Annotated in this window: 21 protein-coding genes; 9 read left to right on the top strand and 12 right to left on the bottom strand. The window is 70.1% G+C overall.

What is annotated here, in order from left to right:
- Positions 1 to 71: 71 nt before the first annotated feature.
- Positions 72 to 2,267, bottom strand: a complete 2,196-nt coding sequence (gene glgX, locus ABIE44_RS02925; protein WP_354437797.1) for a glycogen debranching protein GlgX — start codon at positions 2,265 to 2,267, stop codon at positions 72 to 74.
- 87 nt (positions 2,268 to 2,354) lie between these two features.
- On the opposite strand from glgX, the gene ABIE44_RS02920 reads away from it, so the two are divergent.
- The 7 genes from ABIE44_RS02920 to mnmA all read left to right on the top strand — a co-directional run bounded on the left by ABIE44_RS02920 (position 2,355) and on the right by mnmA (position 8,790).
- Positions 2,355 to 3,134: an enoyl-CoA hydratase/isomerase family protein gene (locus tag ABIE44_RS02920; RefSeq protein ID WP_209722395.1), complete on the top strand. Its 780-nt coding sequence runs from the start codon at positions 2,355 to 2,357 to the stop codon at positions 3,132 to 3,134.
- Between the two features lie 79 nt (positions 3,135 to 3,213).
- The gene (locus tag ABIE44_RS02915) at positions 3,214 to 3,585 is read left to right on the top strand and encodes a hypothetical protein (protein WP_354437796.1); all 372 of its coding nucleotides are present in this window, start codon (positions 3,214 to 3,216) and stop codon (positions 3,583 to 3,585) included.
- Between the two features lie 140 nt (positions 3,586 to 3,725).
- Positions 3,726 to 4,502 carry an electron transfer flavoprotein subunit beta/FixA family protein gene (locus tag ABIE44_RS02910; RefSeq protein ID WP_502912693.1) on the top strand — a complete coding sequence of 259 codons (777 nt, stop codon included), beginning with the start codon at positions 3,726 to 3,728 and terminating at the stop codon, positions 4,500 to 4,502.
- A gap of 27 nt (positions 4,503 to 4,529) precedes the next feature.
- On the top strand, positions 4,530 to 5,483 hold the full coding sequence (locus ABIE44_RS02905) for an electron transfer flavoprotein subunit alpha/FixB family protein (RefSeq protein ID WP_209722401.1): 954 nt from the start codon (positions 4,530 to 4,532) through the stop codon (positions 5,481 to 5,483).
- Positions 5,484 to 5,649: 166 nt separating this feature from the next.
- Positions 5,650 to 6,453, top strand: a complete 804-nt coding sequence (locus ABIE44_RS02900) for an endonuclease/exonuclease/phosphatase family protein (RefSeq protein WP_209722404.1) — start codon at positions 5,650 to 5,652, stop codon at positions 6,451 to 6,453.
- 37 nt (positions 6,454 to 6,490) lie between these two features.
- The gene (locus tag ABIE44_RS02895) at positions 6,491 to 7,696 is read left to right on the top strand and encodes a cysteine desulfurase family protein (RefSeq protein ID WP_209722407.1); all 1,206 of its coding nucleotides are present in this window, start codon (positions 6,491 to 6,493) and stop codon (positions 7,694 to 7,696) included.
- Complete coding sequence (gene mnmA, locus ABIE44_RS02890) at positions 7,693 to 8,790, top strand: tRNA 2-thiouridine(34) synthase MnmA (RefSeq protein ID WP_209722410.1); 1,098 nt, start codon at positions 7,693 to 7,695, stop codon at positions 8,788 to 8,790. The genes ABIE44_RS02895 and mnmA overlap by 4 nt, the downstream gene beginning before the upstream one ends.
- Here the strand turns inward: mnmA and ABIE44_RS02885 are convergent.
- The gene (locus ABIE44_RS02885; protein WP_209722413.1) at positions 8,736 to 9,212 is read right to left on the bottom strand and encodes a hypothetical protein; all 477 of its coding nucleotides are present in this window, start codon (positions 9,210 to 9,212) and stop codon (positions 8,736 to 8,738) included. The genes mnmA and ABIE44_RS02885 overlap by 55 nt on opposite strands.
- Positions 9,213 to 9,386: 174 nt before the next feature.
- Here ABIE44_RS02885 and ABIE44_RS02880 point away from each other — a divergent pair, with 174 nt between their 5' ends.
- A complete protein-coding gene (locus ABIE44_RS02880) occupies positions 9,387 to 10,190 on the top strand; it encodes a protein kinase domain-containing protein (RefSeq protein WP_209722416.1) in 804 nt (267 codons plus the stop codon).
- A 3-nt stretch (positions 10,191 to 10,193) separates the two neighbouring features.
- Here ABIE44_RS02880 and ABIE44_RS02875 read toward each other — a convergent pair whose 3' ends face one another.
- From ABIE44_RS02875 to ABIE44_RS02840, 8 genes are all read right to left on the bottom strand, one after another.
- Positions 10,194 to 11,078 carry a DUF1295 domain-containing protein gene (locus ABIE44_RS02875; protein ID WP_209722418.1) on the bottom strand — a complete coding sequence of 295 codons (885 nt, stop codon included), beginning with the start codon at positions 11,076 to 11,078 and terminating at the stop codon, positions 10,194 to 10,196.
- Between the two features lie 10 nt (positions 11,079 to 11,088).
- Positions 11,089 to 12,393 carry a class I SAM-dependent methyltransferase gene (locus ABIE44_RS02870; RefSeq protein ID WP_209722421.1) on the bottom strand — a complete coding sequence of 435 codons (1,305 nt, stop codon included), beginning with the start codon at positions 12,391 to 12,393 and terminating at the stop codon, positions 11,089 to 11,091.
- Positions 12,393 to 13,667, bottom strand: coding sequence for a class I SAM-dependent methyltransferase (locus tag ABIE44_RS02865; protein WP_209722423.1), 1,275 nt, complete (start codon positions 13,665 to 13,667; stop codon positions 12,393 to 12,395). Before ABIE44_RS02865 ends, ABIE44_RS02870 begins: the two co-directional genes overlap by 1 nt.
- On the bottom strand, positions 13,664 to 15,691 hold the full coding sequence (locus ABIE44_RS02860) for an FAD-dependent oxidoreductase (RefSeq protein ID WP_209722426.1): 2,028 nt from the start codon (positions 15,689 to 15,691) through the stop codon (positions 13,664 to 13,666). The genes ABIE44_RS02865 and ABIE44_RS02860 overlap by 4 nt, the downstream gene beginning before the upstream one ends.
- Positions 15,688 to 16,416 carry an anti-sigma factor gene (locus tag ABIE44_RS02855; RefSeq protein WP_209722429.1) on the bottom strand — a complete coding sequence of 243 codons (729 nt, stop codon included), beginning with the start codon at positions 16,414 to 16,416 and terminating at the stop codon, positions 15,688 to 15,690. Before ABIE44_RS02855 ends, ABIE44_RS02860 begins: the two co-directional genes overlap by 4 nt.
- Entirely contained in the window at positions 16,413 to 17,027 is a 615-nt protein-coding gene (gene sigK, locus ABIE44_RS02850) for an ECF RNA polymerase sigma factor SigK (protein ID WP_209722432.1), read from the bottom strand. Before sigK ends, ABIE44_RS02855 begins: the two co-directional genes overlap by 4 nt.
- A 44-nt stretch (positions 17,028 to 17,071) precedes the next feature.
- Entirely contained in the window at positions 17,072 to 17,704 is a 633-nt protein-coding gene (locus ABIE44_RS02845; RefSeq protein WP_209722435.1) for a fasciclin domain-containing protein, read from the bottom strand.
- Between the two features lie 105 nt (positions 17,705 to 17,809).
- Positions 17,810 to 19,375 (bottom strand): molybdopterin-dependent oxidoreductase, encoded by a 1,566-nt coding sequence (locus tag ABIE44_RS02840; protein ID WP_209722438.1) that lies wholly within the window; start codon positions 19,373 to 19,375, stop codon positions 17,810 to 17,812.
- A gap of 69 nt (positions 19,376 to 19,444) precedes the next feature.
- Between ABIE44_RS02840 and ABIE44_RS02835 the strand changes: the two genes are divergently transcribed.
- The gene (locus ABIE44_RS02835; RefSeq protein WP_354437795.1) at positions 19,445 to 20,446 is read left to right on the top strand and encodes a uroporphyrinogen decarboxylase/cobalamine-independent methonine synthase family protein; all 1,002 of its coding nucleotides are present in this window, start codon (positions 19,445 to 19,447) and stop codon (positions 20,444 to 20,446) included.
- Here the strand turns inward: ABIE44_RS02835 and ABIE44_RS02830 are convergent, their stop codons facing one another.
- Both ABIE44_RS02830 and ABIE44_RS02825 read right to left on the bottom strand, forming a co-directional pair.
- Complete coding sequence (locus ABIE44_RS02830; protein ID WP_209722441.1) at positions 20,447 to 22,138, bottom strand: MFS transporter; 1,692 nt, start codon at positions 22,136 to 22,138, stop codon at positions 20,447 to 20,449.
- A complete protein-coding gene (locus ABIE44_RS02825; RefSeq protein WP_209722444.1) occupies positions 22,135 to 22,797 on the bottom strand; it encodes a TetR/AcrR family transcriptional regulator in 663 nt (220 codons plus the stop codon). Before ABIE44_RS02825 ends, ABIE44_RS02830 begins: the two co-directional genes overlap by 4 nt.
- Between the last annotated feature and the right edge of the window lie 98 nt (positions 22,798 to 22,895).

Below are 22,895 nucleotides of genomic sequence, written 5' to 3'. Positions count from 1 at the left end.
ACTGTCGCGCCAACCCAATACATCGCGCGTTCGAGGCGGAATCACGGGTTCCCCCGAAAATCCGCCGAGGCTCAGTCCTGCTGCAGAACCACCAGCGACTGCGCCTGCAGCGTGAACGTCCCCCCAGCGCGCACCTCGGTGCCCTGTTCGAGGCTCTCGTCGGTCGACAGGGCGACGTGGCCGGCCTGCACCCACTGGTTCTCCGGCAGCCGGACCTCGCAGTCGACGTCGGAGCCGTTGAGCCAGATCATGAAGCTCGCGTCCACCTGCTGCTCGCCGCGGGGGCCGGGGGAGCGCAGGGGGTTGCCGGAGACGAACATGCCGATCACGCGCAGCTCTCCGTCGTGCCAGTCGTCACCGGTCATCTCGCGGCCGGCCGGGTGGATCCAGGCGAGATCCTTCGGGCCGCCCTTGATCGCGGGACGCCCTTCGAACCAGTGCCGCTGGCGCAGCGCGGGGTGCTCGCGGCGGATCTTCAGGGCGGTCCGGGTCATGTCCCACATCCGCAGCCAGGCGTCGTCGGGGCGCCAGTCGATCCAGGAGATCTCGTTGTCCTGAGCGTAGGCGTTGTTGTTGCCGCCCTGGGTGCGCCCGCGCTCGTCGCCCGCGGTGATCATCGGGACGCCGTTGGCGAAGCAGAGCGTGATCATCAGGTTCGCCGCCACCCGCTGCCGCCGGGCGAGGATCGTCGCGTCCTCGGTCGGGCCCTCGACGCCACCGTTGGAGGACCGGTTGTTGTCGGTGCCGTCCCGGTTCTCCTCGCCGTTCGCCTCGTTGTGCTTGGACTCGTAGGAGACCAGGTCACGCAGGGTGAAGCCGTCGTGAGCGGTGATGAAGTTGACCGACGCGTACGGCGAGCGGCCGTCGTCGGCGTACAGGTCCGAGGAGCCGGCGAGCCGGGTCGCGACGGTGCGGATGCCGTCGGAGGAGCCGCGCCAGAAGTCCCGCATGGTGTCGCGGAACTGGTCGTTCCACTCCACCCACGGCGGCGGGTACTCACCGACCTTGTAGCCGTCTCCCGAGGCGTCCCAGGGCTCGGCGATCAGCTTGGCGTGGCGCAACGCGGGGTCCTGGCCGATGGTGGTCAGCAGGCTGCTGGTCATGTCGACGGAGTAGCCCGACCGGGTGATCGCCGAGAGCAGGTCGAACCGGAAGCCGTCGACGTGCATCTCGTTGACCCAGTACCGCAGCGAGTCGAGGATCAGCCGCAGGGCCGCCGGGTTCTGGGCGTTCACGGTGTTGCCGCAACCGGTGACGTCCCAGTAGGTGTCGTCGAACCGCGCATGCTCGGGGAGATCCGCCAGATCCTCGTCCTCCTCGAGGTCGGGCGCGACCCGGTGGTACATCCCGCGGTCATCCAGGCCGCGGAAGCTGTAGACCGGTCCGAGCGCACCGGCCTCGGCGGTGTGGTTGTAGACCACGTCGAGGATCACCTCGATGCCCGCCTCGTGGAAATTCTTGACCATCTGCTTGAACTCGGTCACCTGCTGGCCGCGGTCGCCGCTGGCGGAGTACGCGTTGTGCGGGGCGAAGAAGCCGATCGAGTTGTAACCCCAGTAGTTCTTCAGACCCAGCTCCGCGAGGTGCGGCTCGGAGAAGAACTGGTGGATCGGCAGCAGCTCGACAGCGGTGACGCCGAGGTCGGTCAGGTAGCGGATCACCTCGGGGCTGCCGAGGCCGGCGTACGTGCCGCGCAGGTCCTCGGGGATCTCGGCGTGCAACGCGGTGAAGCCCTTCACGTGCAGCTCGTAGATCACCGAGTCGCGCCAGCGGCGTCGCTGCGGCGGGTCGCCGCCGGGGCCCCAGTCGAAGCTGTCGGCCACCACGACGCTGCGGGCCGTCGAGCCGGCGGAGTCCAGGGCGCTCGGGCTGCCCGGGTGCTCGAAGTCGTGGGCGAAGATCGCCGGTCCGGGGGTGACGTCGCCGGAGACCGCGCGGCCGTACGGGTCGAGCAGGAGCTTCTGCGGGTTGAACCGGAGCCCTTGCGAAGGCTGCCACGGTCCGGCGGCCCGGTAGCCGTAGCGGGTGCCGGGAGCGACGTCGGGAATCGCGCCGTGCCAGTTGCCCAGCGAGTGCTCGGTCAGCTGGTAGCGCGTCTCGGTGCCCTCGTCGTCGAACAAGCACACCCACATCGCTGTGGCAGCAGGAGAGAACACCGCGAAGTTTGTCGACTCCGCCGACCAGGTGGCGCCCAGCGGCCAGCTCCGCCCCGGCCACACCGGGGCGGTCGTGTCCGAGCCGGTCCAGCTCCAGATGTCCGCTGCCACCCCCCGATCATGTCAGCGCCTCCCGTGGAGCTCCGAATCGCGTTGTCGTAGGTTGTCGGTTCCGCACCAGACGAAGGAGAGCAGGCCATGGGGGAGTTCGTACGGCTCGAGGTGGCTGACGGGGTCGGCACCATCCGCCTGGACCGGCCGAAGATGAACGCCATCAGCGTCCAGGTCCAGCGCGAGCTGGTCGAGGTCGCGGCCGAGGCGACCGAGCGCGCCGACGTGAGGGCCGTCGTGCTGACCGGCGGGGACCGGGTCTTCGCAGCGGGCAACGACGTCAAGGAGATGTCGGACTGGAGCTACACCGACATGGTCGACCGGGCTGCCGGCGTGCAGGACGCCGTGACCTCCATCGCCCGGATCCCGAAGCCCGTCATCGCCGCGATCAACGGCTACGCCCTCGGCGGTGGCTGCGAGCTCGCCCTGGCGGCAGACGTCCGGTACGCCGCGGAGAACGCCGTGCTCGGCCAGCCCGAGGTGCTGCTCGGCATCATCCCCGGCGCCGGCGGTACCCAGCGCTTGTCCCGCCTGGTCGGCCCGAGCCGCGCCAAGGACCTGATGTTCACCGGCCGGATGGTGAAGGCGGAGGAGGCCCTCGCGATCGGGCTGGTCGACCGGGTCGTCCCGGCCGAGGACGTGTACGCCGAGGCGCACGCCTGGGCCGCGCAGTTCGCCGGCGCCGCGTCGTACGCCATCCGGGCGGTCAAGGACGCGGTCGACCGCGGCCTCGAGACCGACCTCGAGACCGGCCTGGCGATCGAGCGCCAGCACTTCGCGGGTGTCTTCGCGACCGAGGACCGGACGATCGGCATGACCTCGTTCGTGGAGAACGGTCCCGGCAAGGCCGAGTTCAAGGGCCGCTGAGCGGGCTCGTCCCAGGTACCGTGTGGACCTGCGCCGCGGAGGGCGGCGCGGGTGCAAGGTGCTGGTGAGGGGAGCAAGCGTGGCCAAGGTGGTCAAGTCCGAGGAGCCGTTGCCGGACCGCGACGAGTCGAGGAAGGCCCAGCGGGACCAGATCCGCGACACGATGTCGAAGATCCTGCGGGTGGTCTTCCTGTTCTTCGCGCTCGTCCTGGCGCTCGGAGCCTTCCTGGTCGCTGCGCACGAGAACGTCAGCCAGGACAACCCGGTGGTCAAGTTCATCCTCGACGCCGCGGACTTCATCGACGGTCCGTTCAGCCGTGACAACGGCATCTTCGCCTTCCACGGCGAGAACGCCGACACCAAGAACGCGGTCGTGAACTGGGGCATCGCCGCCCTGGTCTACCTTGCCCTGGGCCGCTACTTCCAGCGCATCCTGGGCCCCCGGAAGTGACGGGCGATCCGCTGTGACTGACCCCACCTGAGATCCGGTGTGATCGGACCGTTACCTGCTAGTAGTCTCAACCGAACTCAACACTCTGATTCAGGAGGGGCCCGCGGAGGGCCGTAACCAGCATGAACATTGTCGTCTGTGTGAAATTCGTACCGGACTCGACCGCCGACCAGGCCTTCGAGTCGGACAACACCGTGGACCGCGTTGGCGTCCCCGGTCTGCTCTCCGAGCTCGACGAGTACGCCGTCGAGCAGGCGCTGCAGCTGAAGGAGAAGAACGAAGCCCCTGACTCGGTCACCGTGACCGCGCTCAGCGTCGGCCCCGAGGGTGCTGCGGACGCGATCCGCAAGGCCCTGCAGATGGGTGCGGACGCGGGAGTGCACGTCGTCGACGACGCGATCGCCGGCTCCGACTCCCTGGCCACCTCCAAGATCCTGGCCGCCGCGCTGAAGAAGATCGGCGACGTCGACCTGGTGGTCACCGGCATGGCCTCGACCGACGGTGGCATGTCCGTGGTCCCCGCGATGCTGGCCGAGCGCCTCGACCTGCCGCAGGTCACCTTCGCGTCCGTCATCGAGTCGCAGGGCGACCAGTTCCGCATCAAGCGCGACGGTGACATCGCCACCGAGATCATCGGCGCCACCGCGCCGCTGGTCCTCTCGGTGACCGACCAGACCGGCGAGGCCCGCTACCCGTCGTTCAAGGGCATCATGGCCGCGAAGAAGAAGCCGCTGGACGCGTACTCGCTGTCCGACATCGGCGTCGACGCGAGCGAGGTCGGCCTCTCGGCTGCCTGGACCGCGGTCGAGAGCACCGAGGCCCGTCCGCCGCGCACCGCGGGCACCATCGTGACCGACGAGGACGGGTCGGGCGCCAAGGCGCTGACCGAGTTCCTCGCGTCCAAGAAGTTCGTCTGAGCCGGACGAGAAAAGGAACTAGAAGACATGTCTGAAGTACTCGTTCTGGTCGACCACCTCGACGGTGCCGTCCGCAAGCCGACGCTGGAGCTGCTGGCCATCGCCAAGCGCCTGGGTTCGCCGTCCGCCGTGTTCATCGGTGGCGCGGACAAGGCCGCCGGCGTCGCCGAGTCGGTCGCCAAGTACGGCGCCGAGAAGGTCTACGTCGTCGACGACACCGAGATCAAGGGCTACCTGGTCGCCCCCAAGGCCGAGGCCCTCCAGCAGATCGCCGCGTCGGCCAGCCCGGCCGCGATCCTGCTGGTCTCCTCCGCCGAGGGCAAGGAGATCGCCGGTCGTCTGGCGGTCAAGCTGGACTCCGGTGTGATCACCGACGCCGTGGACGTCTCCGCCGAGGGTGTCACCACCCAGTCGGTCTTCGCCGGTAACTTCACCGTGCAGGCGAAGGTCACCCAGGGCACGCCGATCATCACGGTCAAGCCGAACTCCGCCACCCCGGAGGAGGGCGCCGGTGCCGGTGCCGTCGAGAACGTCTCCGTGACGATCTCGGACTCCGCCAAGAAGGCGCAGATCGTCGCCTCGCAGCCGCGTGAGTCCTCCGGTCGTCCGGAGCTCACCGAGGCCGCCATCGTCGTCTCCGGCGGTCGCGGCACCGGCGGTGACTTCTCCGAGGTCGAGGCGCTCGCCGACTCGCTCGGTGCTGCCGTCGGCGCCTCGCGTGCCGCGGTCGACTCCGGCTGGGTGCCCCACACCTTCCAGATCGGCCAGACCGGCAAGACGGTCTCCCCGCAGCTCTACATCGCAGCGGGCATCTCCGGCGCCATCCAGCACCGGGCCGGCATGCAGACGTCCAAGACGATCGTCGCGGTCAACAAGGACGAAGAGGCTCCGATCTTCGAGCTGGTCGACTTCGGTGTGGTCGGGGACCTGAAGCAGGTCCTCCCCGCCGCGACCTCGGACATCACCGCCCGCAAGGGCTGAGTCCGACCTGTTCGGCACCGGGCCGGTCAGGGTCGCCACCGCGTCAGTCGCGGGTGGCGCCCTGGCCGGTTCGGTCGTTCTGAGCCTGCTCTGGCTGCTCCGCCCGGAGTCCTACTGGTTCGTCCTGCTGACGGCGTACACGCCGTACGCGCTCCCGGGTTACCTGGTGGCGCTGGTCGGACTGCTGCTCCTGGTGCGCGGCGCGCAGGCCCCGTACCGGCGACGTATGGGAGGCGCCGCCGGCTTCGCTGCGGCCGGGACGTTGCTGCACCTGGGCCTTCTCCTCCCGGCGTACGTCGGGGAGCACCCCGACGGGCCCTCCGACCTCACCGTGCTGACCCTGAACGCCCGGCACGGGGGAGCGGACGCGGAGAGCCTCGTCCGGCTGGCACGGTCCTCCGAGGCCGACCTCGTCGTCCTGGTCGAGGTCACGCCGAGGCTCGAGAGCCGGCTCCGTGCGGCCGGTCTCGCCCGCGCGCTCCCGTACGTCGGCGGCACGGCGGGTCCGGACGCCTCGGGCACGATGATCTTCTCGGCCTTCCCGCTGACGGACTCGGTCGCCCTGCCTCTCGAGCACGGGGCCCTGCGGCTCTCGGTGGCTGCACCCGAACCGTTCGAGCTGGTGGCCGTGCACCTCGGCCAACCGCTGAAGGACAGCGGACGTCGCTGGCGCGCGGACTGGGGCGTCCTCGACCAGGTGCTGCCCGACCTGGACGGCCCGGTGGTCGTGGCAGGCGACTTCAACAGCACGCTCGATCACCGTTTCGTGCGTCGCCTGCTCGGCGAGGGGTACGCCGACGCCGCCCGCGAGGCGAACTCCGGCTGGCAGCCCACCTACCCGCAGAAGCTGCCCCTGATCGCCATCGACCACGTCCTGTCCCGGGGCGGGTACAGCGCGGTGAGCACCAGCACCGCGTCGGTCTCCGGCACCGACCACCGCGCTCTCGTCGTACGGCTGGCTGTGCGTTGAACGGCCCTGAGGCGACCGGAAGTAGGCTGGGGAGGACATGACGACCTATCTCGACCACGCGGCGACCACGCCGATCCTGCCCGAGGCGGCAGCGGCGATGACCGCGCAGCTCGGCAACGTGGGCAACGCCAACTCGCTGCACGCCTCCGGGAGGTCCGCCAGGCGTGTCGTCGAGGAGTCCCGGGAGACCGTGGCACGGGCGCTGGGTTGCCGTCCCGGTGAGGTCGTCTTCACCTCCGGCGGCACCGAGTCCGACAACCTGGCGCTCAAGGGCCTTTTCTGGTCGCGCCGCGCGTCCGACCCCGGCCGCACCCGCATCCTGGCCACCGCGATCGAGCACCACGCGGTGCTCGACCCGCTGCACTGGCTCGCCGAGGAGGAGGACGCGTCGGTCGAGCTGATCGCCGTGGACCCGATCGGGCGGATCGACCTCGAGGCCTTCCGGGCAGCCGTCGAGAGCGACCCCGCCAGCATCGCGCTGGTCTCGGTGATGTGGGCGAACAACGAGGTCGGCACCGTCCAGCCGGTGGCCGAGGTCGTCGAGATCGCGCACGCCCACGGCATCCCGGTGCACACCGACGCCGTCCAGGCGGTCGGTCAGGTCCCGGTCGACTTCGCCGCCTCCGGCGTCGACGCCATGACCGTCACCGGCCACAAGATCGGAGGCCCGTACGGCGTCGGGGCACTCCTCGTGCGCCGCGAGGTCCAGCTCACCGCGCTGCTGCACGGCGGTGGGCAGGAGCGCGACGTCCGGTCCGGCACGATCGACGCCCCGGCGATCGCCGGCTTCGCCGCCGCCTGCGAGATCGCCGTCAAGGAGCAGGCGCACCTCGCCGCGCGCCTGGTCGCGCTGCGCGACCGTCTGGTCGCCGGCGTCCTGCGCGAGGCGCCCGGCGCGGTCTACAACGGCGACCCCGACAGCGACCTCGGCCACCGCCTTCCCGGCAACGCGCACCTGCGCTTCCCGGGCTGCGAGGGCGACTCGCTGCTGATGCTGCTCGACGCCCGCGGCATCGAGTGCTCGACCGGCTCGGCCTGCAACGCCGGCGTCCCGCAGCCCTCGCACGTGCTGCTGGCGATGGGGTGCAGCGACGAGGAGGCCCGTGGCTCGCTGCGGTTCTCCCTCGGCCACACCTCCACCGAGGAGGACGTGACGGCCCTGCTCGAGGCGATCGGTCCGGTCACCGAACGGGCCCGCGCCGCCGGCCACACGTCCCGCTCGCAGGTGGCGACAGGGTCATGAAGGTTCTCGCCGCGATGTCGGGGGGCGTGGACTCGGCGGTGGCCGCGGCCCGTGCTGTCGAGGCCGGCCACGACGTCACCGGGATCCATCTCGCGCTGTCGCGCAACCCGAAGTCCTACCGGACCGGCGCCCGGGGCTGCTGCACCATCGAGGACTCCAACGACGCCCGCCGAGCCGCAGACGTCATCGGCATCCCGTTCTACGTCTGGGACATGAGCGACCGGTTCCACTCCGACGTCGTGGAGGACTTCCTCGCCGAGTACGCCGGCGGGCGCACCCCGAACCCTTGCCTGCGCTGCAACGAGAAGATCAAGTTCGCGGCCGTCCTGGACCGCGGGCTCGCGCTCGGGTACGACGCGGTCGTCACCGGCCACTACGCGCAGCTGCGCACCGGCGCCGACGGGCTGATCGAGATGCACCGCGCCACCGACATCGGCAAGGACCAGTCCTACGTCCTCGGCGTCCTGACCCAGGACCAGCTCGCGCACTCGTTGTTCCCGCTCGGCGACACGGCCAAGCCGCAGATCCGCGAGGAGGCCGAGCGGCGCGGGCTCCAGGTCGCGGACAAACCCGACAGCCACGACATCTGCTTCATCGCCGACGGCGACACCGGAGGCTGGCTGGGGGAGAAGCTCAAGGAGAAGAGCCCGAACACTCTGCTCGAGGGGGGCGCCATCGTCGACGAGGCCGGCGAGGTGCTCGGCGAGCACGAGGGCTCCTGGCGCTTCACGATCGGGCAGCGCAAGGGCTTGCGCATCGGCACCCCCGCCGCCGACGGCAAGCCCCGCTTCGTGCTCGACATCGAGCCCGTGTCCGGGACCGTGACCGTGGGGCCGCGGGAGTCGCTCGCCGTCACCGGGTTGTCCTGCATCCGTCCGCTGTGGTGCGGGACCGCGCCGACGTCGCCGACCGAGTGCACGGTGCAGCTGCGGGCGCACGGCGAGGAGCACCGCGCCGTCGTGGTCCCCACCGGTTCCGGCTTCGACGTGACGCTGCTCGACCCCGCGTCCGGGATCGCTCCCGGGCAGGCCTGCGTGATCTACGACGGCACGCGTGTCGTGGGCTCGGGGACCATCGCGTCGACCGCGCGCTGACCCCGCTGCCGACCGGCCCGCTGCGTCGGGATCGGCGGCCGGTAGCCGACCATCAACCGGGCCAGCGCTGCGGTCTCGCGCAGCTGCGGCAGCCCGTTCAGGTGCGCCCGGACGACCAGCTCGAACCCGTCGGGGTCGCACGGGGTCACCGTCGGTTTGAACCGCTCCCCGGTGTCGATCACCAGCGCGACCTTGCGCTCGGGCCGGTGCGGGTCCAGGTTCCACCAGTGCTCCAGGTCGGTGGGACCCCACAGGTGCCAGGGCTGCACTGCTGCCCAGCCGCTGAGCGGCAGCACGCTGACGTCCTTGATCTCGCCGTACTGGATGCGCCGGGCACCCCACGGGTAGTAGCGCTGGATGGCCAGTCCGCTCTCGTCGCAAGCGACGCTGCCATCGTCGTAGTGAGCTCGTGCGTAGTCCATCTGCCCTCCCCAGAGCAAACAAGGTGCTGCCTCTTCCGGTGTGGCCCCTCGCGGACATCCTGACCCCGCCAGGCCGCGACGCGCCAGAGGCGAACGTCCTGATTTCCGGCCGACTCCCAGGGCGGGCGCTACGCTCCGAGGCGGGACACAGCAGGCGAACACAGTGGGGTGTGCATGGTTGCCGTCGGCGAGACCTTGGAGGAGCGGCTCCGGTCGATCGGGATGCTGGCTCCCGAGGACGCGGCCGCGCTGCTCGGACAGGTCGCCGCCGAGCTCGCCGAGACGCACGCACGCGGGTCCGTGCACGGGAACGTCAGCCCGTCGACCATCCTCCTCGGACCCGACGGCAGCGCTCGTCTGACGCACGTCGGGTCCGCCGGTGAGATCGAGCCGGACAGCATCCCGTACCTCGCGCCCGAGGCCGTCGACGGCGGCCCGGCCACGAAGGCCGGCGACCTCTGGGCGCTCGGCGCGACCTTGTACGCCGCAGTCGAGGGCGCGCCGCCGTTCCCCGGGGAGACCGTCGACGAGATCTTGCAGGGCATCCGCCGCGACCCGATCCCGCCGTCGTTGCGTGGCCGTGCGGTGTCCTGGGTGATCGCGCTGCTGCTGAGCCGCGAGCCGGTCGGTCGGTTGACCGCCGCGGAGGTCGCGGAGGCGCTGGGAGCCATGACGGTGCGGGCGCCTGACCCCGAGCCCGAGCCGGTCGCCGTGCCGGTCTCTGTGCCGGTCTCTGTGCCGGTCTCCGGGCCGGTCTCCGGGCCGGTCTCCGGGCCGGTTCTCGTGCAGGCTCCCGAGCCCGTCACCGAGGCCGTTCCCGAGCCGGTCGTCCAGCCGGTCGCCACCCCGAGACCGGAACCCGTGGGTGCACGCGAACCAGCCCATGCGGGCGTCGCTGCCGTCGACGCCTCCTCGACCGGATGGTTGCTGCTGCTGGTCGCGTCGGTCGTCGCGATCACGCTGCTGCTGGTGCTCTGAGGCTCAGGCCTTCCTCGGCGGCAGCGGGAAGAACATGCTGGTCCGGGCGGCGTACTCCGGGTAGCCCTCCCGCTGCATCATCGTGCGCTCGAGCAGGCGTGCGCCGGTGGCGAAGACCAGGAAGTACGTCATCGCGACCGGCGACAGGATCGTGAAGACGCCCGGCCAGGAGGATGCGCAGACCAGATAGATGCCCCACCAGACGCAGGCGTCGCCGAAGTAGTTCGGGTGCCGGGTGTAGCGCCACAGCCCGCGGTCCATCACCGGTCCGCGGTCCGGGTCCTTCTTGTACGCCGCCAGCTGGGCGTCGCCGACGGACTCGAAGAGCAGGCCGGTGGCCCACAGGGCGACGCCGACCCAGAGGACCCAGGTGACGTGCGTCAGGGAGAGCGCTGTGACCTGGATCGGGAGCGACACGAACCAGATGGCCAGTCCCTGGGGGAGGAGCACCTTGCGCACCAGGCCGCCCGAGCCCTTGCTCATCAGCTCCTCGTAGCGCGGATCCTCGCCACCGCCGTGCGAACGCCGGCCGATGTGCCAGGCGAGGCGGCCGCCCCAGACGACGACCATCGCGACGAGCAGCCAGGTGCGGAACTTCTGGTCGTCGAAGGGATTCGGGATGTCGGACAGCCGGAGGAGGGGCGATGCTTCGTCACTCAGGACAGCGACGCTGACGGCGTCCGGCTGGACACCTCGACCGACGAGCACCGCGGTGATCGCCACCACGATGAACCCCAGCCCCCAGATCGTGTCGACCACGGACACGCGCCCGGTCACCCGGGTCAGCACGGCCGTCAGCACCATCAGCGCGACGACCACCGCCAGGCAGACGGCCGAGGTGAGCAGGAAGTCACCGAACGGGTAGTCGAAGTGGCCGAAGTGGTCCATCAATCCCTACTCAGAAGTCGCGCACCGGGGGCAGGTCGTGCGGAGCACCGGGGCGCACCGCGAGGATCTGGTCGACCCCCATCCTGCCGTCCCGGAAGGACATCCCGCCACCGACGAGGTACAGCCGCCACACGCGGATGTACTCCTCGGGAACCAGCGCGCGCAGCTCGTCGTACGCCGCGTCGAAGCGCTCGATCCAGGCGTCCACGGTCTTCACGTAGTGCTCGCGCATCGCGTGCACGTCCCGCACCTCGAGGCCGCCGGCCTCGATCAGGTCGACGGTCTCGCCGACCGGGCGCATCGTCATGTCCGGAGCGATGAAGGACTCGATGAACGGACCGCCGCCGGGATGCTTGCCGCCGCCCTTGCCGGCGCGCGTCATCGCCTGGATCAGCACGCGTCCGCCCGGCTTCACCGAGCGCCGCAGCACCTCGACGTACGTCGGGTAGTTGCCCTGGCCGACGTGCTCGCCCATCTCGATGGAGGCGACGGCGTCGTACTCACCCTCGGCGTCCCGGTAGTCGCACAGCTTGATCTCGACCAGGTGCTCCAGGCCGCGCTCGGCAATCCGGGCGTCGATGAACTTCTTCTGCTCCGCGGCGATGGTGATGCCGGTGACCTTCGCGCCGAACTTCTCGGCGGCGTACAGCGACAGCGATCCCCAGCCGCAGCCGACGTCGAGGAAGGTCTTTCCGGGGGCGAGGCCCACCTTGCGGCAGACCAGGTCGAGCTTGGCGTCCTGCGCCTGCTCCAGGGTCATCCCCTCGGACCAGTACCCCGAGGAGTAGGCCATGTTGTCGTCGAGGATCGCGGTGTAGAACTCGTTGGAGAAGTCGTAGTGGTGGCTGATCGCGTCGCGGTCGCGGGACTTGCTGTGCAACCGACCCTTCAGGACGGCCTGCGACTGCGGGGCGGCCGGTCGCTTGCCGAACGCGCCCACCTTGAGCGCTGCCCGGGCCGCACGCCAGACGGTGCTGGGCGACGTGGAGACCCCCGTCAACCCGCGCTCGCCGATCACCGCCCACACGTGTGTCAGCGCGAAGTTCAGGTCGCCCTCGACGTCGATCTCGCCGGTGACGTAGGCCTGGGCCGCACCGAGCTCGCCCGGGGCCCACAGCAGCCGGGTCAGCGCTTGGGGTGAGTTCAGCCGGACGACCGGACCCTCGCCGGCCACGGAGCCGTCCCAGGCGTGCAGCTGCACGGGGAGGTCACCGCCCACGAAGGGGCGCAGGGCCTCGGCCAGCGTCTGCGCCACACCGCCGCCGGCCCGGCCGTCGAGCTTGCCGGGACGAGGGTTCGTGGTCGAGGTGGTCATCAGGCCTCCCGGGTGAAGGTGATCTGCTGGACGTCGATGTACCCGGAGGCGAAGCCCGCGCGCGAGTACTCCAGGTAGAAGTGCCACATCCGCAGGAAGGTCTCGTCGAAACCGGCCTCGATCACCGCGTCGTGCGAGGCGGTGAAGGCCTCGTCCCACTGCCGCAGGGTCTCGGCGTAGTGGCTGCCGAAGGTGGTGCGGTGGTCCAGCCGCAGAGCGGTCCGCGAACGGGTCACCTCGTCGAGCTGCTCGGTCGAGGGCAGGAAGCCGCCGGGGAAGATGTACTTGTGGATCCAGGTCCACGTGCGCCGGGTCGCGAGCATCCGGTCGTGCGGCATCGTGATCGCCTGGATGGCGACCTTGCCGCCGGGCGCGAGCACCTTGTCGATGGTCTCGAAGTAGCTCGGCAGGTACTCGTAGCCGACGGCCTCGATCATCTCGACGGAGACGACGGCGTCGTACTGGCCCTCGACCGAGCGGTAGTCGAGCAGGTCCACCTGAACGGCGTCCGCGCGCAGCCCCTCGGCAGCCACGGCGTCGGCGAAGCGACTCCGCGCCAGCGTCTGCTGCTCGCTCGACAGCGTGACCGAGCGGACGGTCGCTCCGCGACGCGCGGCGCGGATCGCGAGCTCGCCCCAGCCGGTGCCGATCTCCAGGACGCGGCTGCCGGCGGTGACCCCGGCGGCGTCGAGGATGCTCTCGATCTTCCGACCCTGGGCCTCCTCGAGTGCTGATCCCGCAACCGGCGGAGCCATCGTCGTGCGGGTGCCGTCGGTGACCGAGTCGGTGTCGAAGAGCGCGGACGAGTAACTCATCGTCGGGTCCAGGAACAGCGCGAACAGGTCGTTCGACAGGTCGTAGTGGTGCGCGATGTTGCCGCGGGTGTTCGCGGCCGTGTTCCGCTGCGCCTTCGGCGGCCGTGACACGTACGTCGCCCGCAGCTTCTGCATCCAGGCGGGGACCAGGTCGCCGATCTGCTCGCACAGGATGGTCAGCGTGCCGCCGAGGTCCTCAGCGTCCCAGGCGCCGGTCATGTACGACTCGCCGAAACCGATCAGGCCGTCGTTGCCGACCCGGCTGAAGAACTCCTCGGGGCGGTGGATCACCAGGTCTGCCGGGCTGCCGTCGTAGGACACGGAGATGCCGTAGCGCTCCGCCACCTTCACGAAGATCCGTCGGGCGATCGCGGCCGAGATGCGGGCCTTGGGTCCGTTGCGCAGCGGGCTGATGTCGGCCCAGCGGTCGGAGATCGGGGTGTTGAGGGTCGAGGTCATCGAACACCTTCCTGGTGATGACGGGGGCGTGGCTGCACCGGGAGCCGGCGCGCCCAGAGACGAACACCCTGGATTCGGATCCGCAGCGATCCGAGGATTGCCGCCGACGCCGCTTTCCACACCGCGAGGCGGGTGTTGCCGGTCACAACCTCGCCGCGCAGGACGGCATCGAACTTCGCCCCCGCAGCGGTCACCAGGCGCACGGCGATGTGCAATCGGTCGGTCGGCACCGGGACCACGAGCTCGTAGTGGCCGTCGGTCCCGTGGAACGGCGAGACGTACATCTCCTTGCCGACGAGAGCGTGCCCCTCGGCGTCGGGGTGGACCAGGTACGCGTGCCGGTCACCGTAGGTGTTGTGCACCTCGACGACCGTCGCCGCCAGGTTGCCGCTGGCGTCGTGGCACCAGAACACGCTGATCGGGTTGAAGTTGTAGCCCAGTCCGCGGGCGTTGGCCGCCATCAGGATCCGGCCACCCGTCACCACGACACCCTCGGCGGCGAGGAACGCCTCGACGTTCTGCCGGATCGAGAGGTCCGGGTCCCCGAGGTGGTCGCGCGCCTCGAACCGTGCCAGCGGGCCGTGGTCAGGCAGGTCGTCGAGGTCGACCAGCCACAGGTGGGAGGTGTTGGTGAAACGGTTCTTCAACGGCTCGCGGCGGGTGTGCGTGATGGTGCTGCGGTAGATGCGCGGCGCCTCGGTCGCGCCGGGCCTGGTCGAACGCTCCGTCTCGGGCCACGCGAACCCCAACCGCTCCGCCGCGGCGGCACCTGAGCGGGAACCGTCCTCGTGGAAGCCCCAGCCGTGCCACGCACCGGCGAAGACCAACCGGTCGGAGTCGATCTCGTGCAGGCGCCGCTGGGCGGCCACCGAGGTCGGGTTGTAGATCGGGTGCGCGTAGTCGCGCCGGGCGATCACCTTGGTGGGGTCGACCTGGTCGGTGGAGCCGAGCGTGACGAAGTACCGGGTCCCGTCGACCGAGGGCAGGGACATCAGCCGGGTCATGTCGTAGGTGACCGTGACGGCGCCCTGCTCGGGCCGGTCCCACTGGTTCCAGGACGCCCACGCCTTGCGGTGGCGCGGCATCACCGAGTCGTCGGTGTGCAGCTGTGCGAGGTTGGGCGAGTAGGGCATCGCGGTGAGCAGCTCGGTCTGCAGAGCGGTCGGCTCCGCGAGCATGCTCAGCGCCTGGTCGGGGTGAGTGGCCACGACGACGGCGTCGAAGGTGTGCACCGTCCCGTTGCCGTCGGTCACGGCGACCCCGTCGGGCGACTCGAGGATCGAGGTGACCTTGGTGCCCAGGTGGATCGTCCCACCGGCGCGGCCGATCGCTGCGGCGACCTTCTCGACGTACCGGTGGGAGCCACCGGTGACGGTGCGCCACTGCGGCGAGCCGTAGATGCTGAGCATGCCGTGGTGCTGAAGGAAGGCGAACAGGTAGCGGGCCGGGTACTCCAGCGCGATCGCCGGGTCGCAGGACCAGACGCACGCGACCAGGGGCGTCATGAAGTGCCGACGGAAGTACGCCGAGAAACGTCCGGCCTCGAGGAACTCGGCCAGCGTCTGGTCGGCCCCCTCCGGTGCGTCGAGCAGCTTCTTCGCCTGCCGGTGGAACCGGGGGATCTCGGTGAGCATCCTCAGGTACGACGGACGCAGGTAGTTGCGCCACGTCGGGAAGAGGCCCGCCGGCCCGAGCGCCCCGGCCCACTCCAGACCGCGACCGCCGTGCGCCTGGTCCGCGCGCACGGACATCGACATGTCGGAGGGCTGGGTCTCCACCCCGAGCTCGGCGAAGATCCGCAGCAGCGTCGGGTAGGTGCGCTCGTTGTGCACGATGAACCCGGTGTCGATGTTCACCGTGCTGCCGTCGGCTGCCGGCACCTCATGGGTGTCGGCGTGACCGCCGAGCCGGTCGTCCGCCTCGAACAGGGTGACCTCGGCGGTCCTGCTGATCACGTAGGCAGCCGTCAGCCCGGCGACGCCGGTGCCGACGATGCCGACGCGACGGGTCTGCGTCGAGGTCATGCCTGCTCGAAGTCGACGAGCGCGACCGGAGCGGTCGTCGGCTCGCCGGTCGGCGAACCTCCGCGCTGCTCGACGGTGACGCCGACGCCGCTCGCTCCGGACGGGTCACCCTTCAGGACGGTGGTGTCGCCCTTCATCAGGCCCGCGGAGACCATCGTGTCGCCGCGCTGGAACCAGAGCTGGTAGACCCGGTCGTCCGGAGCCGCAGGCATCTTGCGGGTGACGATCACGGCGTGCCGGGCGCTGTCGGAGACCGAGACGGTGACGCTCGCGCCTCCGGGGAGCTGGGCACTGAAGTGCTGGACGTCCTCGGCCTTGAGCACCCGGTCGACCTCGGCGTTGGCGTACTGCGGCGCTTCGACGTCGTTGCGCTGGTCCTGCCAGACGGCGACCCCGCCGCCGAGGACCCCGAGCACCGCCGCAGCGGCGACGAACGACGACCAGCGCCGCGGACGGCGGGCCTGGATCTTCGCCTCGATGCGCGCCACCGTCGGCGGCAGCGGACGGACGGTCTTGATCTCGGTCATCAGCTGGTCGCGCACCGACTTCGGCGGGGCGACTTCGGTCAGATCGGAGAAGAGGGTTGCGGTCGCCTGGAGGCTGGCCACCTCGGCCTGGCACTCGGCGCACTCGGCAAGGTGTGCTTCGAACCGGGCGCGCTCGAGGTCGTCGAGTGCGTCCACGGCGTACGCCCCGGAGAGGGCGTGGATCTCGTGAGCTGTCATTGGCCCACTCCCATCGCGTCGCGCAGCCGGATGAGTCCATCGCGGATGCGAGTTTTTGCAGTGCCGACCGGTAGGTCGAGCATCGTTGCCACCTCGGTGTGGGTGTACCCCCCGAAGTAGGCGAGTTCGATCGCCTCCCGCTGAACGGTGGTCAGCTCCGCGAGTGCTGACCGGACCCGGCGGCTCTCCATCGACGCCTCGGCCGCCTCGGCCGTGCTGTCGTGGGGGACCACCTGGGTGTTCTGGTGGAAGCTGGTGTCCTGCCGGCTGACCGCTTCTGCGGCTCGGACCCGGTCCACCGCTCGGCGGTGGGCCAGGGTCATGAGCCAAGCGAGCGCGCTGCCCTTGGACTCGTCGTACCGTGCTGCGGTCCGCCAGACCTGGAGGAAGACCTCCTGGGTGACTTCCTCGGACTGGGCCGGATCGCGCACCACCCGCAGGACCAGGCCGTGGACCCGGGCCGAGGTGGCGTCGTACAGAGCGGCGAACGCCTGCTCGTCTCCCCGGGCGGACCGGCGGAGGTACTCCGCCAGCAGCTCGGGCAGTGGTGCGGTGACACCCGTTCCCTCCGGCGTGGATTCGCCGGAGGGAACGGGCTGGAGGTGGGACACGATGTGTTCCTGTTCCTGTCGTGAGCTTGTGATCAGTGTAGAGATCAGGCAGCCGGGGTGAGAACGCTGTCGATCACGTAGACCGTGGCGTTCGCGGTGGGGATGTTGCCGCAGAGGACAGCAGCCGGGGTCTCGCCGTTGTCGACGGTGAAGCTGTCGCCCGAGCCCTCGACGGTGATGGTGTCCTTCGCCAGCGTCTCGTGCTCGCCCGCGAGCTCGTCCGGGGACAGCTGGCCGGCAACGACGTGGTGGGTCAGGATCTTGGTGAGCAGGGCCTTGTCGGCGAGGATGCCGTTGAGGTCCTTCTCCGGGATCTTCTTGAACGCGTCGTCGGTCGGGGCGAAGACGGTCAGGGCGTCGGCGCTGTTCAGGGTGTCGACCAGGTCGGCGGCGGTGACCGCGGCGACCAGGGTCTTCAGCAGCGGGTTGGCGCTCGCGGCGGTGGCGACCGGGGCGGTGGCCATGCCGTTGAACGAGCCGGCACCGTCGGCGGGGATCAGCTTGCAGCCCGGGCCGAAGGTGTCCGCGCCGGCGTCGTCCGACATCTTCGAGCTGTTGTCGCTCGCCTTGGCGTCGCTGTCCTTGTCGTCATCGCTGCCACATGCAGCCAGACCGAAGGACAGGGCCAGCGTGACCGCAGCCACGGCGCTCGTGCGACGGAGGAGGGAGGTGGTCATGGGATGAGCCTTTCGTTGTGAGGCCCCCTTGGCCGGGGCCTCGCTCGTGTGAGTTGTTCGGCGCCGCACCGGGACCGGATTGGCGTTGTTGCAAACTTTTTGGGGTCAGGCGACCTGGACGACGATCTGCTGGATGCCGCTCGAGCCGTCGGGGAACGTCGCCTTGCGCACGGCCGTCTGCTCGGTGCCGTTCATGCCGAACGCGCGCACGGCGACCTGGTGGGAACCGGACTTCGCGTCCCACGGCAGATACCACTGCCGCCAGTAGTTGATGCCGACGTCGGGGCCGAGCTCGGCCTCCTGCCACGCACCGCCGTCGATGCGCACCTCGACGCGCTCGATGCCCTCGTTCTGGGCCCAGGCGACGCCGCCGATCGCGACCCTGCCGGGGTCGATCGCGCTGAGACCCTTGGGCGTGTCGATCCTGCTCGAGATCTTGATGGGGCCGTCGGTCGCCCAGTCGCGCTCGGTCCAGTAGGACTTGTCGTCGGCGAAGGTCGTCGCGGTCAGGCGGGTGAGCCACTTGGTGGCGCTCACGTACCCGTAGAGGCCGGGCACGACCATGCGGGCCGGGAAGCCGTGCTCGCGCGGGAGGATCTTGCCGTTCATCCCGAGGGCGATGATCGCCTGGCGGCCGTCCCGCAGCGCCTTCATCGGCGTACCGATCTTGAAGCCGTCGACGTCGGTGCCGATCAGCTGGTCGGACTTCTCGGAGATGCCGGCCTCGTCGAGGATCTTGGACAGCGGGACACCGGTCCAGCGAGCGGCTCCGATGTACTTGCCGCCGACCTCGTTCGAGACGCAGGTCATCGTGATGTCGAACTCCTCGAGCATCATGTCGCGCAGGTCGTCGTAGCTGAACTCGAGCTCCTTGTCGACCATGCCGTCGACCTTCAGGCTCCAGCTGTTCTGGTCGACGATCGGGACCGACAGCTTGGTGTCGACCCGGTAGAACTTGCCGTTCGGCGTCGTCAGCGAGGAGATGCCCGGGTGGGCGACCTCCAGGCCGTCCGGCAGTGCCGGCAGGGTCTTCGCTGCTTGCGGCAGGTCGATGTTCGACAGCGACGAGCGCGACTTGTAGATCCACTGACCGGCTCCGGCGGCCGCTGCACCGCCGAGCAGCAGCCCACCGGAGCCGATCAGGAAGCCTCGACGCGAGCTGCCGGGCTCAGCGTCAGAGGCCGTCGAGGGTCCCTCCAGGGCCCCCAACGCCCGGACCAGCCACCAGAGCGACAGCGGTCCCAGGACTGCGGCCACGAGGGCCGGGACGACATCGAGCAGCTCGACCTGCGGACGGGTCAGGGCCGCTGCGCCGGCGAGGCCGACGAGGAAGACGGTGAGGCCGATGCCGACGGCTGGCCGCTTGCGCGCCAGGATGCCCGCGACCGCGGCCAGGACGAGCGTGCCCGCCAGCACGCTGCCGATGAGGATCACCTTGTCGGCACTGCCGAACTTCTCGATGGCCCACACCTTGACCGGCGTCGGCGTCGAGTCGATCACCTTCGAGCCGACGGCCAGCACGGGGGAGGACTGCGGGTTGAGCAGGCTCGCGACGAGGTGGGCGACGGCCACGGCTGCACTGGCCGCGAGCACGCCCGCCAGCGCGTACGGCGAGTACGTGCGGAGGCGCTGCACGGCTGACGTGAGGGTCGAGCGTGACGGTCGCTTCATGCAGGGGATTCGGAGCCCGGTGCAGGACGGATTGGTCGAGGTGCGATCGGCGCCCAGTAACCTCGGTCCGTGGTCACGCAGAGCATCCTCGCCAGCGGGATCGGGTCGATGCCCGGCGAGGACTTCGCCGAGAGCCTCCGGGTGGTGATCGACTCCCTCCCCGACCTGCCCCACCTGCCCGAGCTGCCCGCCCGCGGGGTCACCGCCGGGATGACCGGGCGCACGCTGGCAGTGGTCGCCGACCTCGGCTTCGACCTGCAGCCCGCCGGCTGGCGGCTGACCGACGCGTCCGGCATCGACCACCGACGGGCGCGGTCGTTGCTGGCCCAGGACCTCGACTCGACCGAGGAGGTCCTGCAGGGGTACGAGGGTGAGCTCAAGCTGCAGCTCGCCGGACCCTGGACCCTGGCCGCGACCGTCGAGCGTCCGCGCGGCGACCTGCTCGTCGCCGACCACGGCGCTCGCCGCGAGGTCGCGCAAGCACTCGCCGAGGGGGTCAGGGTGCACCTGCGCGACGTTGCGCGTCGGGTCCCGGGTGCGCGCCTGGTCGTCCAGGTCGACGAGCCGGCTCTGCCCGCGGTGCTGGCAGGCAGCCTGCCGACGGCGTCCGGGTTCTCCCGGCACCGGGCCGTGCACCCGCCGGAGGCCTCGGCCGCGCTGGCGGAGATCTTCACCTCTGTCAGGGAATCAGGCGCCGCGAGCGTCGCGCACTGCTGCGCGGGAGACATCCCGATCGGGTTGCTGCGGGGAGCCGGTGCCGAGGGAGTCTCGTTGGATCTCGCCGTGCTCACGGCGGCGAACTACGACGAGCTCGGTGCCGCCGTCGAGGACGGGGCCACGGTCCTGCTCGGCGTCGTGCCCGGCACCGACCCGCCCAGCACGCCGTCGAAGAAGCAGGTCGTCGACCGGGTGGTCCGCGCCCTCGACATGCTGGGCTTCGACCCGAACGACCTGCCCGGGCGGCTCGTGCTCACCCCGGGCTGCGGGCTGGCCGGAGCCACTCCTTCTTATGCGCGAGAGGCGCTGGCCCTTGTCCGGGCCAGCGCCTCCGCGCTCAGTACGAAGAGCTGATCAGTGCGCGGCCACCGGGGTCGCGCTGTCGGTCGCCATCTCCTCGTGGCTGACGCTCAGGAAGATCCAGAGGATGGCCGAGGCCGCCCAGATCATGAACGCGCCGACGAGGAAGGCCTGCGTACCGCCACTGGTGAAGGCCGCCTGCCCGACGAGCGACTCGACCGTCTTGTTCGGACCACCGGTAACGCCGCCGCCACCGCCGCTGGCAGCGGCGAGCTTGCCGATGCCGTCGCCGAGGCTGGTCGCCTTCTCGGTGATGTAGTGCGTCGCGATCGTCGCCAGGGTCGCGAGACCCAGAGCGCCGCCGACCTGCTGCATCGTGTTGAGCACACCCGAGCCGATACCCGAGTCCTGCTCGTCGACGTGGTGCACGGCAGCCAGCGTCAGCGGGATGAACGTCAGGCTCATGCCGAACGCCATCAGCGCGATGAACGGGAAGATGCTCGTCCAGTAGTTAATGGTGTCGCCGAGGAACACGTCGCCACCCTTGGCGTTGGCCGCCAGGTTGAGGATGTTGCCCGCTGAGTCGTCGACGGTGAGGCGGTGGAACATCAGCAGCGCGACGCCGGCGAGCGCCGTGCCGGTCCCGGCCAGGAAGCGCGGGTCGATCCTGCTCATCAGCTGCGAGCTGATCATCGCGCCGAACACCATCGCGAACGGGAAGGGCAGGAACGACAGACCGGCCTCGAGCGGGCTGTAGCCCATGACGTCCTGGACGAACTGGCTGAGGAAGAAGAACATCGCGAACATCGCCGCGGGCACGATCATCATCGCGATGAACGCGGTCGCCCGGGTCTTGTTGGTGAGGATCCGCAGCGGCAGCAGCGGGTGTGCCACGCGACGCTCGATCAGCACGAAGGCGACCAGCAGGGCGAGACCTGCAGCGATGAAGCCGATGGTGCCGCCGTCGTCCCAGCCGTACTGCGCCTCGCCGGCGCGGGTGATGCCGTAGACCAGGGAGACCAGACCGAGGGTTCCGGTGACGGCACCCGGAAGGTCGAGCTGGCCGGGGCGCGACTCCGACTCGGCGAGAAGGCGCGGAGCGGCGAACGCGGCCACCAGGCCGATCGGCACGTTGATGAGGAACGTCAGGCGCCAGCCGTCGACGTCCAGCGGGGTGAGGCCGGTGAGCCATCCGCCGAGCAGCAGACCGATCGCGGCGCCGACACCCGACATCGCGGCGTACACCGAGAAGGCCTGGTTGCGCTTGGGGCCGGCGGGGAAGGTGGTGGTGATCAGCGCGAGCGCGGCGGGAGCAGCGAGCGCGGCACCGAGACCCTGGAGACCGCGGGACGCGAGCAGCATCGCCTCGTTCTGGGCGAGACCGCCCAGGCCGCTGGCGACGGCGAACAGCGTCAGGCCCAGGACGAAGATGCGGCGACGGCCGTAGAGGTCACCGAGGCGACCGCCGAGGAGCAGCAGGCCACCGAAGGCGAGTGCGTAGCCGGTGACGATCCACTGCAGGTTCGCCCGGCTGATGTCGAGGTCGCTGCCGATGAAGGGGAGCGCGATGTTGGCGATCGTGCTGTCGAGCACGACCATCAGCTGCGCCATGCAGATGAGGACGAGCGCCCAACCGAGGTGCTTGTGCGTCCCCGGCTCGGCGATCTCGTCCGTCTCTCCCGGGATGACCACCGGGATGGCGGGTTCGGCCGGCCCGGTGGGGTCGGCGATCGTGGTGTCGGTCATGGGGTGTTCCTTGCCTTCTTGTTAGCGGGCGGGTGGGTGGACGCGGCTGTGCGTCCCAGGGGCCCGTCGCACGAGGGGTGCTGAACGGCGGGCAGGATGACGTGGTCGACGACGCGCTCGATGGTGGCGTCGTCCGGGGGGATGCCGAGGATGAACGTGCGGTGCAGGAGGATCCCTGCCAGTGCAGGCCCGATGACCTCGAGGTCGATGTCGGCGGCGACCTCTCCGCGCTGCTGCGCACGCTCGTAGATCGCGTGCGTGACGGCGACCTTCGGAGCGATGAACTTCTCCCGGAACTGCTCGGCGAACTCCGGGTCGGTCGAGAGAGCGGTGATGACCGAGCCCATCACCTGGGTGGCGGACTCGTTGATGCCCTCGTTGCCGCAGAAGGTGGAGAGCAGGTCACCGCGCAGGCTGCCGGTGTCGTGGTCGCCGATGTGCGGGGACTGCTTGGCGCGGATGAGCGCCTCGACCACCAGGCTCGCCTTGGTCTCCCAGCGGCGGTAGAGGGTGGCCTTGCTGGCCCGGGCCTTCTTGGCGACCGCGTCCATGGTCAGCCGGTCGTACCCGGCCTCGATGAGCAGCTCGACGGTCGCGTCGAGGATCTCGTCCTCGCGCTCTCCTTCGACGCGAGGGCGGCTCGCTGCGCGAAGCGACATGGCGGCTCTCCTGCTCGGTGATGGATGAAACGGAACGGTTTCGTTTCATCAACAGAGTAGAGGCGCGGGTCATTCCCGCCAAGCCGATAAATCTGTTC

This window comes from Marmoricola sp. OAE513 (genome assembly GCF_040546585.1).
Classification (GTDB): domain Bacteria; phylum Actinomycetota; class Actinomycetes; order Propionibacteriales; family Nocardioidaceae; genus Marmoricola.
This window is presented reverse-complemented; position numbering and strand designations above follow the sequence as displayed.